We start from the raw sequence: 11,778 nt of genomic DNA, 5'->3' as shown, positions 1-11,778 counted from the left end.
CAGTGAGGGGTGGATCAGGCGCTGCGGCGCTTGTCAGATGCTGCGGCGCTTGGCGGTGACTTCGATCTCGATCTTCATCTCGGGCTTGGCGAGGGCCGAGACGACCAGCAGCGTCGCGGCCGGCCGGATGTCACCGAGAACCTCGCCGCAGACGGCAAAGTGGGCATCGATGTAGCTGGCGTCGGTGACGTAGTAGGTCGCACGGACGATATCGGCCATCTCGAATCCACCCTCCTTCAGGGCGGCTTCGATGGTCTTGAAGCAGTTGCGTGACTGGCTCGTGACATCGGCCGGCATCGTCATCGTCGTGTAGTCATATCCGGTGGTCCCCGCGACGAAGGCGAACTCGCCGTCGATCACGGCGCGGCTATAGCCGACGGTCTTCTCGAGGGGAGAGCCGGTTGAGATCAGGCGACGGGACATGGTCATGGGCCTCGACTGAAGGGTGTTTTGCGGGGTTAAAGGGCGTTTCTCGCACCTGCGCAACCCCCAAGGAAAGAGCTTAGCGCAGGCGCAGCGGGGCGTTGCCGCTCGATGCGGCTCTCGGTCCTCGCTATCGGAGCGATCCGTTAGGCCGCGTGCGCCTGGAGGGCGCGAACCGACCTCCGTTTGGGCAAGGCCGCACCGGTCGGGACGATCATCCCTTCGACACCGTCAAGCGCACCTTCGGCGAACTCGATCGCCAGCAGACGATCGCGCTCGAAGGGGCCGGGCAGCGACAGTTCGCCGGTCTTCTCGGCCGAGAAGCCGAAACGGGCGTAATAGGGGGCATCGCCGAGCAGGATCACGGCGGCATGCCCGCGCGCCCGGGCGGCGGCCAGCGCTTGATGCATCAGCGCGGCGCCGATCCCGAGCTCGCGGCAGGCTGGGTCGACCGCCAGCGGTCCGAGGACCAGAGCGGGCCTGCCTCCGGCGCTGACGTGCCAGAGCCTCACGGTTCCCACGAGTTTTCCCTCGCGCACGGCCGCCAGCGCGAGGCCGGCGGCAGGCGCGCGTCCGTCGCGCAGGCGCTGGCAGGTGCGGCCGTGGCGGTTCTCGCCAAAGCAGGCATCGAGCAGCGCTTCACGCATCGCGACGTCTCCAGCACGCTCGCCGCGGATCGCGAACGGAGCGGCTTTCGAGGTGAGGGCGATCTGTGGCTTCCGAGGAGCAGTCATGGCACGTCGTCCCCGCTCGAATCCGTGCGCCGGCGGCACGCGGATTCGAGCGTCATCAGAATGGCAATGTCGGGGAGGAGCCGGCGGACCGGCTCCCGGGTTCGTCAGGCCTCAGACCAAGAGGCGGATCAGATGTGATACGTCTTCAGCGGCGGGATGCCGTTGAACGCCACCGACGAGTAGGTCGACGTATAGGCCCCGGTCCCTTCGATCAGCACCTTGTCGCCGATCTCCAGCGTGACGGGGAGCGGATACGGGTTCTTCTCGTACAGCACGTCGGCGCTGTCGCAGGTCGGACCTGCGAGCACGCACGGCGTCATGTCCGCGCCGTCGTGACGGGTGCGGATGGCGTAGCGGATCGACTCGTCCATCGTCTCGGCGAGACCGCCGAACTTGCCGATGTCCAGGTACACCCAGCGCACCTCGTCCTCGTCGCTCTTCTTCGAGATGAGCACGACCTCGGATTCGATGATGCCGGCGTTGCCCACCATGCCGCGGCCCGGCTCGATGATGGTCTCCGGGATCTGGTTGCCGAAGTGCTTGCGCAGCGCGCGGAAGATCGAGCGGCCGTAGGTCACGACCGGCGGCACGTCCTTCAGGTACTTGGTCGGGAAGCCGCCGCCCATGTTGACCATGGACAGGTTGATGCCGCGCTCGGCGCAGTCGCGGAACACCTGCGAGGCCATCGCCAGCGCGCGGTCCCACGCCTTCACCTTACGCTGCTGCGAGCCGACATGGAAGGAGATGCCGCACGGCTCCAGGCCCAGGCGCTTGGCGAGGTCGAGCACCTCGACCGCCATCTCCGGGTCGCAGCCGAACTTGCGCGACAGCGGCCACTCGGCGCCGGCGCAGTCATAGAGGATGCGGCAGAACACCTTCGCAGCCGGCGCGGCACGGGCGACCTTCTCGACCTCGGCGGCGCAGTCGACCGCGAAGAGCCGGATGCCGAGCGCGAAGGCGCGCGCGATGTCGCGTTCCTTCTTGATCGTGTTGCCGAAGGAGATGCGGTCGGGCGTCGCACCCGCGGCCAGCGCCATCTCGATCTCGGCGACGGTGGCGGTGTCGAAGCAGGAGCCCATGGAGGCGAGCAGGGCCAGCACTTCCGGCGCCGGGTTCGCCTTGACGGCATAGAACACGCGGCTGTCGGGCAGCGCCTTGGCGAAGCTCTGGTAGTTGTCGCGCACGACCTCGAGGTCGACGACGAGGCACGGCTCGGTGTCGAGGCCTTCTTTGCGGCGGTTGCGCAGGAATTCCTGGATACGTTCGGTCATGGCACTCTCCAACGGTCCCAGCGACGGGAGCCGTATCAACGTGACGTCTGATGAGAGTGCTTCGGCCACACCGCGCGATGGAGGCGCGCTGAGGACAAAAAACTCAAACCAGACTGTGCTGCCGTGGATTGGTTGGGAGAGATTCCCGCCCGCTCACCTGGCAATGAAGGACAAGCCTTTTCAGTAGCCCGCGCCGGCGTTGGACTGCCGGTAGAGACCAAAAAAGCCCGATCCGTCGTTGCTTTAAGTCGCGTCCCCCGTTGAGAGCGGGGTGCGCCGGTTCGCCTCCGGCTGCCAGTCACGGTTGCAAAGAGCGAAGTCACCTTCGACATGGCATCTCTTTGAGAGAGATGCTGGGCGCTCCGGGTTTGCTTCGTCCTATGACCGTCGGTCTTGCGACATCAGGTCTTCGACTTCTGCACTTCCGAAGAGCCCCTCGGCTTCTTCACCCCTTGGCGGCTGTCCGGCCTCTTGTCCGGATACCTACCGACTGACACACGACCACAGGCACGTGCGAAATTGGGCAAGAGCGCACATAAGCGTTTTGACTCTGCTTCGCAAGAATTTTTTTAGGCTGAGAACAGAATTGCCTAACATCTGCTTGCGCAGTGTTGCGCGAGCGACGCGGAAGATGAACAGGCGTTAAGTTTTTTGCGGCGCGCGTGTGCTGCTCACGCGCGAGAAGCGTCAGCCGCGCTTCGTGAAGGGCTCGACGCGTTGAGCGCCGCGGATGAACGCGGTCATCACGAGCACGCCGAGTGTGAACAGCACGGCCTGGAGGATGTGCGCGCCTTGGTCGCCGAGCCCGAGCAGGATCGCGAGCGCCCAGCCGCCGGCGAAGGCTGCGCCGAACACCTCAGCGCCGATCAGGATGGCGGCGCTGATGACGGTGATGACGCTGGGCCAGACGATCTGGCGGGAAGAGGAAGAAGGCGCGTTCATGGGGCTCAGGGGTCCTGACTTCGAGGGCCGCAATCTCCCCGAAAAGGCGGCCGGGAGCAAGGGCAAATGGCCCAAAAAAGCCCCATCGCGTGCTATAGCTGGCTGCAACAATCGAGCCACGAAACCGGACTTGTGATGTCAGAATCTCGCCAAATTACGGAAGCCGAGACCAACCCGCTGCTGAAGGCCTGGGTGACGCCGTTTGCGACCCCACCCTTCGACGAGATCAAGCCGGAGCACTTCCTGCCGGCGTTCGAGCAGGCCTTTGCGGACCATGCCGCCGAGATCGCGGCGATCACCAATGATCCGGCCGCGCCCGACTTCGCCAACACCATCACGGCGCTGGAGCGTTCGGGCAAGCTGTTGAACAAGGTTGCGGCGGTCTTCTATGACCTCGTCTCGGCGCATTCGAACCCGGCCATTCTGGAGATCGACAAGGAGGTCTCCTTGCGGATGGCGCGGCACTGGAATCCCATCATGATGAACGCGGTTCTGTTCGGCCGCATCGCCCAGCTGCACGAGAAGCGCGCCAATCTTGGGCTCACGCCCGAGCAGCTCCGCCTGCTGGAGCGCACCTATACCCGCTTCCACCGTTCCGGCGCCGGTCTCTCCGAGGAGGCCAAGGCACGGATGGCCGAGATCAACGAGCGGCTCGCCCAGCTCGGCACCGGCTTCAGCCACCATCTGCTCGGCGACGAGCAGGACTGGATCATGGAGCTCGGGGAGGCCGACCGCCAGGGCCTGCCGGAGAGCTTTGTCGCCGGCGCCAAGGCTGCGGCAGAAGAGCGCGGCATGGAAGGCAAGGCCATCGTCACGTTGTCGCGCTCCTCGGTCGAACAATTCCTGAAGAGCTCTGCCCGGCGTGACCTCCGCGAGAAGGTCTATAAAGCCTTCGTCGCCCGCGGCGACAACGGCAATGCCAACGACAACAATGGAACCATTGTCGAGATCCTGAAGCTGCGCGAAGAGAGCGCCAAGCTCCTGGGCTACCCGACGTTCGCCGCCTACCGGCTCGAAGACTCCATGGCCAAGACGCCGGAGGCGGTGCGGGGCCTCTTGGAGCGGGTCTGGAAGCCGGCGAGGGCGCGCGCGCTCGCCGACCGCGACGAGATGCAGGCGCTGATCACGGCCGAGGGCGGCAATTTCAAGCTCGCACCCTGGGACTGGCGCTTCTACGCCGAGAAGCTGCGCCTTCAGCGCGCCAATTTCGACGACGCCGCGATCAAGCCCTATCTTTCGCTCGACAATATGATCGCCGCCGCGTTCGACTGCGCCACGCGCCTGTTCGGGATCACCTTCGAGGAGCGCAACGACGTGCCGGTCTGGCACCCCGACGTCCGGGTCTGGGAGGTGAAGGGGCCGGACGGCAAGCACAAGGCGCTGTTCTATGGCGACTACTTCGCCCGGCCGTCGAAGCGCTCCGGCGCCTGGATGACCTCGCTGCGCGACCAGCAGAAGCTCGACGGCGACGTCGCACCGCTCGTTCTCAACATCTGCAATTTCGCCAAAGGTGCCGGCGGCGAGCCTTCGCTGCTGTCCCCCGACGATGCCCGCACCCTGTTCCACGAGTTCGGCCACGGGCTGCACGGCATGCTCTCCAACGTGACCTATCCGTCGCTGTCGGGCACGTCAGTGTTCACCGACTTCGTCGAGCTGCCGTCGCAGCTCTACGAGCACTGGCAGGAGCGGCCCGAGGTGCTGCAGAAGTTCGCTCGCCACTACCAGACCGGCGAACCACTGCCGGACGAGCTGCTCCAACGCTTCCTCGCCGCCCGAAAGTTCAACCAGGGCTTTGCCACGGTGGAGTTCGTCTCCTCCGCGCTGATCGATCTCGAATTCCACACCCAGCCGGCTGCCGCCGCGCAGGATGTCCGTGCCTTCGAGAGGCGCGAGCTGGAGAAGATCGGCATGCCCGAGGAGATCGCGCTGCGTCACCGGCCCACGCAGTTCGGTCACATCTTCACCGGCGACCACTATGCCGCCGGTTATTACAGCTACATGTGGTCGGAGGTGATGGACGCCGATGCCTTCGGCGCGTTCGAGGAGGCCGGCGACATTTTCGATCCGGCCGTGGCCAAGCGCCTGCACGACGACATCTATTCCTCGGGCGGCTCAGTCGATCCGGAAGCTGCCTATGAGGCCTTCCGCGGCCGGCCGCCGGAGCCCGAGGCGCTGCTGCGCCGCCGCGGCCTGCTCGAAACGGCAAAGGCCGCCTGATGGGCATGCGCGCTCTGTTCGGATGGCTGCTCGCCGTTGGCCTCACGCTCGCCTCGGGCGCGGCGCAGGCGCATCCGCATGTCTGGATCACCGCGACCAGCGAGCTGCTCTACGCGGCGGACGGTTCGGTCACCGGTGTGCGCCACGCCTGGACATTCGACGACATGTTCTCGGCCTATGCGGTGCAGGGGCTCGAGAGCAAGACCAAGGGCGCCTATACGCGCGAGGAGCTCGGGCCGCTGGCGCAGACCAATGTCGAGTCGCTGAAGGAATATGCCTATTTCACCTTCGCTAAGGCCGACGGCAAGAAGGAGCGGTTCCAGGAGCCGATCGACTATTTCCTCGACTACAAGGATGCGGTGCTGACCCTGCACTTCACGCTGCCGCTGAAGAATCCGGTCAAGCCGAGGCAGCTCGTGCTCGAAGTGTTCGACCGCTCCTTCTTCATCGACTTCCAGATGGCCAAGGACAACCCGGTCAAGCTGGTCGGCGCGCCCGGGGGCTGCCAGATGAAGCTCGACCGTCCGAGCGACGGCTCGGCCACCGCCCAGAAGCTCAACGAACAGACTTTCCTGAATGGCGAGAACAGCAATTTCGGCATGATGTTCGCCAACAAGATCACGGTGGATTGCCCTTGAAGCAGCACCTCTCCCCGCTTGCGCGCGGGCTGATCGCCTGCGCCACAGTTGTGCTGGTCGCGATCGTGGCCGATGCCGCGCTTCATGATCTGCTCGCACAAAATCCGTTCGGCGCGCCGCGGCCGACCCAGGCGGCCGAACCCGAGGCCAGTGGCATCGTCGGCTGGCTGCTGGCAAAGCAGTCGGAATTCTATCGGCAAATGTCGTCGACCATCCGCGCCGCGAAGTCCGACGGCTCGGCGGTGTGGACGCTGCTGTTCATCTCGTTCGCCTACGGCATCTTCCACGCCGCCGGCCCCGGCCATGGCAAGGCGGTGATCGCCTCCTATCTCGTCGCCAACCGCGAGACCGCCCGGCGCGGCATCGCGCTGTCGTTTGCCTCGGCGCTAATGCAGTCGCTGGTCGCGATCCTCATCGTCGGCATCTCGGCCTGGGTGCTGAATGCGACGGCGAAAACCATGTGCAGGGCGGAGGGCGCGGTCGAGATCGCGAGCTACGCCCTGATTGCAGCGTTCGGCCTGCGCCTGGTCTGGGTCAAGGGCGGCGCCTTCATCCGCGCACTCCAGACGACCCAGCCGGTGCCGGCGATTGCGGGCGTGCCGCACGTTCATCATCATCATGAAATTCATGATCATCACGACCATGATCATCATCACCACGATCATCACGGTCACGACCATGCGCACGCCCATCACCACCACGGGCACGACCACGTCCATGATGAGCATTGCGGCCATTCCCACGGCCCCACACCGAGCGAGCTCGCGGGGCCCGGCGGCTGGCGGCGCGGCTTTGCAGCGATTCTGACCGTCGGCATCCGCCCCTGCTCGGGCGCGATCCTGGTACTGGTGTTCGCGCTGGCCCAGGGCCTGTTCTGGGCCGGCATCGCCGCGACCTTCCTGATGGGATTGGGCACCGCGATCACCGTTGCGGCCATCGCGGTCGTCGCCGTCTCCGCCAAGGACATCGCCGCCCGCTTCAGCGCAGGCCGCGACGGCGGCGGCGCGCTGTTCATGCGCGGCATCGAATTCGGTGCCGCGGGCGTGGTGCTGCTGTTCGGCGTCGGCCTCTTGTTCGGCTATATCGCGGCCGAACGGACGACGTGTTTCTGATCCCAAGCTCTCGTGTCCCGGACGCAGCGCAGCGTCCCCTTCGACGACGCGCTGCAGAGCCGGGGCCCATCTCTCCGTGTGGTAGTGTCTGGCGTTCTGGGGCCCGGATCTGCGGAGCAGCGCAAGAGCGCTGCACCGCGTCCGGGACACGGCAGCGAGAAACTCACACCGGCAGAAACCGCTTCAAGGCCGGCATGAAGAAGATCCCGAGATTGATCGCAAAGCCGATGCTCCAGAGGATCGAGCGCAGCGTCGGGCGGTTGCCGAGATAGGTCAGCACATAGGCGATCCGCACGATCAGGAACAGCGCGGCGAGCTCGTCGATCAGCCGCTGCGGCGAGTCCCTGTATTCGGCGAGCAGCACCGCGAAGGCGAAGAATGGGAAGGTTTCGATGCCGTTCTGGTGAGCGCCCAGCGCGCGCTGCGCGATGGGGTCCTCATAGAAGGCAGGATCGCGCGGCCGGGAATTGTCGAAGCTGCGAAACCTGATCCATTTGATCGAGCCGATCGTGGACAGATACAGCAACAGCGCTCCCAATACGCACCATTCCGCGAGCGTCATCTTCCCTTCCCCGCTTGGGTGCGACCCTAGCGAAACCGCCCTCGTCTTGACAAGTTCGGACCAACGCGCGACCCAACCAGCCATGAACAGCGTCGTCCCCCTTGAGACTGTGAAACCGGCCGGCCGATCCGTCCTGCCGCGCGTTGGCGTGCTCCTGATCAATCTCGGAACGCCTGACACCGCCGATGCGCCGGGCGTGCGGGTCTATCTCAAGGAGTTCCTCAGTGACGTCCGCGTCATCGAGAACCAGGGCCTGATCTGGAAGCTGGTGCTGAACGGCATCATTCTGCGCAGCCGTCCCCGCACCAAGGCGCTCGACTACGGCAAGATCTGGAACAATGAGCAGAACGAGTCGCCGCTGAAGACCATCACGCGGTCGCAAGCCGGCAAGCTCGCCGCCGGACTGTCGGACTACGCCCATGTCGTGGTGGACTGGGCGATGCGCTACGGCAATCCCTCGATCAAGTCGGGCATCGATACGCTGATCGCGAAAGGCTGCGAGCGCATTCTCGCCGTCCCGCTCTATCCGCAATACTCCGCCTCGACCTCGGCAACCGTCTGCGACGAAGTGTTCCGCGTGCTCGCCCGTCTGCGCAACCAGCCGACGCTGCGGGTGACGCCGCCCTATTATGAGGATGCGGCCTATATCGAGGCGCTCGCGACCTCGATCGAGACGCATCTGGCGAGTCTGCCGTTCGCGCCGGAGCTGATCGTGGCGTCCTTCCACGGCATGCCGAAATCCTATGTCGACAAGGGCGATCCCTATCAGACCCACTGCATCGCCACGACCGAGGCACTGCGCCGCCGGCTCGGCATGGACGAGACGAAGCTGCTGCTGACCTTCCAGTCGCGCTTCGGCAATGACGAGTGGCTCCAGCCCTATACCGACAAGACCATGGAGCGGCTCGCCAGCGAAGGCGTGCGCCGCATCGCGGTGGTGACGCCGGGCTTCTCCGCCGACTGCCTGGAGACGCTGGAGGAGATCGCGCAGGAGAATGCCGAGATCTTCAAGCACAATGGCGGCGAGCAGTTTTCCGCGATCCCGTGCCTCAACGACAGCGAACCAGGCATGGACGTGATCCGCACTCTGGTGCTGCGCGAGCTTCAGGGCTGGATCTGACGTTAACCTTTGGCGCTAGGTCTGCTCCGGCATCCTTTCAAGAGCTTCCTCCCAAATACATAATCGTTGCCATTCCCTCTCGGTACGCCTTGTGCGGCATTGCGCCCATGCCGACGTTACTCGCGACCGCTGAACCGGTAGGGTATCGATCCCGACCAATGACAGCGCCGGAAAGGGCTTTTTCCCGATTTTTCCCGGCTTGGAGGAGATATGAGCGGCTTCGACATTTTCGCGATTGTTCTGGTGTTGCTCGTCATCGTCACGCTGGTGGCCGGCGTGAAGACGGTCCCGCAGGGCTATGACTGGACCATCGAGCGGTTCGGCAAATACACCCAGACGCTCAGCCCCGGGCTCAATCTGATCGTGCCCTATTTCGATCGCGTCGGACGCAAGATCAACATGATGGAGCAGGTGATCGACATCCCCGAGCAGGAGGTGATCACCAAGGACAACGCGACCGTCACGGTGGACGGCGTTGCTTTTTATCAGGTGTTCGATGCGGCGAAGGCGAGCTACGAGGTCGCCAACCTGAACCAGGCCATCACGGTTCTCACCATGACCAACATCCGCTCGGTGATGGGCTCCATGGATCTCGACCAGGTGCTGTCGCACCGCGACGAGATCAACGAGCGCCTCTTGCGCGTGGTCGACGCTGCGGTCTCGCCCTGGGGCGTCAAGGTCAATCGCATCGAGATCAAGGACATCGTGCCGCCCGCCGACCTCGTCGAAGCCATGGGCCGGCAGATGAAGGCCGAGCGCGTCAAGCGCGCCGACATCCTCGCCGCCGAAGGCCAGCGCCAGTCCGAGATCCTGCGCGCCGAGGGCGCCAAGCAGGGTCAGATCCTCCAGGCGGAGGGCCGGCGCGAAGCCGCCTTCCGCGACGCCGAGGCGCGCGAGCGTCTGGCCGAGGCCGAGGCGAAAGCGACCCAGGCGGTATCGGAGGCCATTTCCAAGGGCGACGTCGCCGCGTTGAACTATTTCATCGCCGATAAATATATCAAGGCTTTCGGCCAGTTCGCGGATGCGCCGAACCAGAAGATCATCATGTTGCCGGTGGAAGCCGTGAGCATGCTTGGCTCGCTCGCCGGCATCGGCGAGATCGCCAAGGCAACGTTCGGCGAAAGTGCCGCATCCGCAGCCGCTGCGGCGCGCCGAAGCGGATCGGTCCCGTCGTCGGGCCCGACGCCGCCCGCGGTGCCGCCGCAGTAAACGGGGCTATTTTACAGAGGTCGTGTCATGACCGACATATTCGCATCGCTGGGCAACTGGAACTGGCTGATCTTCGGCTTCATCCTGATGGCGCTGGAAGTGCTGGCGCCCGGCATCTTCCTGTTCTGGCTCGGGCTTGCGGCATTGCTGGTGGGCCTGATCTCGTTCGCTGTTGCCATGTCCTGGCAGATCCAGCTCGTCATGTTCGCGATCTTCGCCGCCGCAGCTGTGCCGGTGTGGCGCCGCCTCGCCAAGCCGAAGCCGGACGCGAGCACGAGCTCATTTCTCAACAAGCGCGCCGAGGCCTTGCTCGGCCGTGAGTTCACGCTGGAGAAGCCGATCATCGACGGTTCAGGCACAATGCGCATCGGCGACACGGTATGGCGTGTTGCGGGCCCTGATACACCGGCGGGGACGCGGGTGAAGGTGGTGCAGGTGGACGGTGCGAACCTCACGGTCGCCGCGGCGTGATTCTTTCCCTCTCCCACAACGGGAGAAGGAAGAAAGGAGCATGCGGCACGCCTTCAGATTCTACCTCTTCCACCTCTCCGCAAACCTATGCAGCGGCATGAACGTCTCGCACAGCTCGCGCCCCAGCGTCGTCAGTCCGTAACCTCCGCCGTCGCCCAACTCCACGAATCCTGCCTCGCGCAGTTCGGTCAGCCTCGCTTGCAGCACCGTGGGCGAGGCTTCATCACAGGCGGTGCGCAGGGCGCGCGAGGTGAGGGGCTCTCCGCGCAGCTCCCAGAGAATCCGCAGGCTCCAGCGTCGGCCGAGCAGGTCGAGCAGCACCATGATCGGCCGGCCCGTGCGCGAGCCGCGGACGCTGCGTGTCGTCGTGCCAGCCTGTTTAGCCATCGTCACCTATTGCGCTGTGCTACAGATAATGTAGCGTATCGCTACGATAATTGTAGCAACGGAGACCGCCCATGTCCGGGGCCTCGCCGCGCATCGCACCGCTCACTCCGCCTTATCCCCCGGAGATCCAGGCGCAGTTCGACCGCATCATGCGCGGCGCGCCGCCGCTGGTGCTGTTCCGGGTGATGGCGGGGCACGGCCGCGCCTGGGACAAGTTCCGCGCCGGCGGCCTGCTCGACCCCGGGCCGCTGTCGCTCCGCGACCGCGAGATCGTCATCGACCGCACCTGCGCGCTGAACAGATGCGAATATGAATGGGGCGTGCACGTCGCGATCTTTGCCGGGCCGGCAAAGCTCACCCAGGACGAAGTGCGGGCGACGGTGCAGGGCGATGCAGCATCAACATGCTGGTCGCCGGCCGAGCAGGCGCTGATCGCAGCCGTCGACGCGTTGCATCATCGCGCGACATTCACGGACGAGGAGTTCGCAGCGCTGTCGGCGCATTACGACGAGGCGCAAATCCTGGAGATCATGCTGCTGTGCGGCTACTACCGCACGGTGTCCTACCTGGCGAACGGGCTGCGGCTGCCGCTGGAGGAGAACGCGGAGCGGTTTCCGGCGTAGGTCTCTCCACCGTCATTTGCGAGGAGCCCTTGCGACGAACCAATCCAGGCTGTCTCCGCAGAGGCAGCC

At 65.0% G+C, this 11,778-nt stretch carries 13 protein-coding genes; 7 read left to right on the top strand and 6 right to left on the bottom strand.

Annotated features, from left to right (window positions below):
• Positions 1–33: 33 nt before the first annotated feature.
• The 4 genes from EAV90_RS04040 to EAV90_RS04020 form a co-directional block, all read right to left on the bottom strand.
• Positions 34–423 carry a RidA family protein gene (locus tag EAV90_RS04040; protein ID WP_122406373.1) on the bottom strand — a complete coding sequence of 130 codons (390 nt, stop codon included), beginning with the start codon at positions 421–423 and terminating at the stop codon, positions 34–36.
• A gap of 146 nt (positions 424–569) precedes the next feature.
• On the bottom strand, positions 570–1,157 hold the full coding sequence (locus EAV90_RS04035) for a GNAT family N-acetyltransferase (RefSeq protein ID WP_122400849.1): 588 nt from the start codon (positions 1,155–1,157) through the stop codon (positions 570–572).
• A 128-nt stretch (positions 1,158–1,285) separates the two neighbouring features.
• Entirely contained in the window at positions 1,286–2,428 is a 1,143-nt protein-coding gene (locus EAV90_RS04030; protein ID WP_122400850.1) for a type III PLP-dependent enzyme, read from the bottom strand.
• A 687-nt stretch (positions 2,429–3,115) separates the two neighbouring features.
• Complete coding sequence (locus EAV90_RS04020; protein WP_122400851.1) at positions 3,116–3,370, bottom strand: hypothetical protein; 255 nt, start codon at positions 3,368–3,370, stop codon at positions 3,116–3,118.
• 135 nt (positions 3,371–3,505) lie between these two features.
• Here EAV90_RS04020 and EAV90_RS04015 point away from each other — a divergent pair, with 135 nt between their 5' ends.
• Genes EAV90_RS04015 through EAV90_RS04005 form a run of 3 tightly spaced genes read left to right on the top strand, consistent with a single transcriptional unit; the run spans position 3,506 to position 7,337 of the window.
• Positions 3,506–5,587, top strand: a complete 2,082-nt coding sequence (locus EAV90_RS04015; RefSeq protein ID WP_122400852.1) for a M3 family metallopeptidase — start codon at positions 3,506–3,508, stop codon at positions 5,585–5,587.
• Complete coding sequence (locus tag EAV90_RS04010) at positions 5,587–6,225, top strand: DUF1007 family protein (protein WP_122400853.1); 639 nt, start codon at positions 5,587–5,589, stop codon at positions 6,223–6,225. The genes EAV90_RS04015 and EAV90_RS04010 overlap by 1 nt, the downstream gene beginning before the upstream one ends.
• On the top strand, positions 6,222–7,337 hold the full coding sequence (locus EAV90_RS04005; RefSeq protein ID WP_174221547.1) for a nickel/cobalt transporter: 1,116 nt from the start codon (positions 6,222–6,224) through the stop codon (positions 7,335–7,337). Before EAV90_RS04010 ends, EAV90_RS04005 begins: the two co-directional genes overlap by 4 nt.
• Before the next feature lie 163 nt (positions 7,338–7,500).
• On the opposite strand, the gene EAV90_RS04000 is transcribed toward EAV90_RS04005, so the two are convergent.
• On the bottom strand, positions 7,501–7,899 hold the full coding sequence (locus tag EAV90_RS04000; RefSeq protein ID WP_122400855.1) for an MAPEG family protein: 399 nt from the start codon (positions 7,897–7,899) through the stop codon (positions 7,501–7,503).
• 82 nt (positions 7,900–7,981) lie between these two features.
• On the opposite strand from EAV90_RS04000, the gene hemH reads away from it, so the two are divergent.
• From hemH to EAV90_RS03985, 3 genes are all read left to right on the top strand, one after another.
• Positions 7,982–9,019 carry a ferrochelatase gene (gene hemH, locus EAV90_RS03995; RefSeq protein ID WP_122400856.1) on the top strand — a complete coding sequence of 346 codons (1,038 nt, stop codon included), beginning with the start codon at positions 7,982–7,984 and terminating at the stop codon, positions 9,017–9,019.
• Positions 9,020–9,229: 210 nt separating this feature from the next.
• On the top strand, positions 9,230–10,228 hold the full coding sequence (locus EAV90_RS03990) for an SPFH domain-containing protein (protein WP_122400857.1): 999 nt from the start codon (positions 9,230–9,232) through the stop codon (positions 10,226–10,228).
• Positions 10,229–10,255: 27 nt separating this feature from the next.
• A complete protein-coding gene (locus tag EAV90_RS03985) occupies positions 10,256–10,699 on the top strand; it encodes an NfeD family protein (RefSeq protein WP_122400858.1) in 444 nt (147 codons plus the stop codon).
• Positions 10,700–10,759: 60 nt separating this feature from the next.
• Here EAV90_RS03985 and EAV90_RS03980 read toward each other — a convergent pair whose 3' ends face one another.
• Complete coding sequence (locus EAV90_RS03980; protein WP_122400859.1) at positions 10,760–11,086, bottom strand: winged helix-turn-helix transcriptional regulator; 327 nt, start codon at positions 11,084–11,086, stop codon at positions 10,760–10,762.
• A gap of 71 nt (positions 11,087–11,157) precedes the next feature.
• On the opposite strand from EAV90_RS03980, the gene EAV90_RS03975 reads away from it, so the two are divergent.
• The gene (locus tag EAV90_RS03975) at positions 11,158–11,709 is read left to right on the top strand and encodes a carboxymuconolactone decarboxylase family protein (protein ID WP_122400860.1); all 552 of its coding nucleotides are present in this window, start codon (positions 11,158–11,160) and stop codon (positions 11,707–11,709) included.
• Positions 11,710–11,778: the final 69 nt, after the last annotated feature.

The sequence above is a fragment of the Bradyrhizobium vignae genome (assembly GCF_004114425.1).
Taxonomy (GTDB): Bacteria; Pseudomonadota; Alphaproteobacteria; order Rhizobiales; family Xanthobacteraceae; genus Bradyrhizobium; species Bradyrhizobium vignae.
Note: the sequence above shows the minus strand (reverse complement) of the source record. Positions and strands in the feature narration are given on the sequence as shown.

Bases quoted from the DNA above. Each gene is read 5' to 3' on its own strand.
- EAV90_RS04030 (WP_122400850.1), bottom strand. From the start codon at position 2,428: ATGACCGAACGTATCCAGGAATTCCTGCGCAACCGCCGCAAAGAAGGC.
- EAV90_RS04040 (WP_122406373.1), bottom strand. From the start codon at position 423: ATGTCCCGTCGCCTGATCTCAACCGGCTCTCCCCTCGAGAAGACCGTC.
- hemH (WP_122400856.1), top strand. From the start codon at position 7,982: ATGAACAGCGTCGTCCCCCTTGAGACTGTGAAACCGGCCGGCCGATCC.
- EAV90_RS03985 (WP_122400858.1), top strand. From the start codon at position 10,256: ATGACCGACATATTCGCATCGCTGGGCAACTGGAACTGGCTGATCTTC.
- EAV90_RS04010 (WP_122400853.1), top strand. From the start codon at position 5,587: ATGGGCATGCGCGCTCTGTTCGGATGGCTGCTCGCCGTTGGCCTCACG.
- EAV90_RS04015 (WP_122400852.1), top strand. From the start codon at position 3,506: ATGTCAGAATCTCGCCAAATTACGGAAGCCGAGACCAACCCGCTGCTG.
- EAV90_RS03990 (WP_122400857.1), top strand. From the start codon at position 9,230: ATGAGCGGCTTCGACATTTTCGCGATTGTTCTGGTGTTGCTCGTCATC.
- EAV90_RS04035 (WP_122400849.1), bottom strand. From the start codon at position 1,157: ATGACTGCTCCTCGGAAGCCACAGATCGCCCTCACCTCGAAAGCCGCT.
- EAV90_RS03980 (WP_122400859.1), bottom strand. From the start codon at position 11,086: ATGGCTAAACAGGCTGGCACGACGACACGCAGCGTCCGCGGCTCGCGC.
- EAV90_RS03975 (WP_122400860.1), top strand. From the start codon at position 11,158: ATGTCCGGGGCCTCGCCGCGCATCGCACCGCTCACTCCGCCTTATCCC.
- EAV90_RS04020 (WP_122400851.1), bottom strand. From the start codon at position 3,370: ATGAACGCGCCTTCTTCCTCTTCCCGCCAGATCGTCTGGCCCAGCGTC.
- EAV90_RS04000 (WP_122400855.1), bottom strand. From the start codon at position 7,899: ATGACGCTCGCGGAATGGTGCGTATTGGGAGCGCTGTTGCTGTATCTG.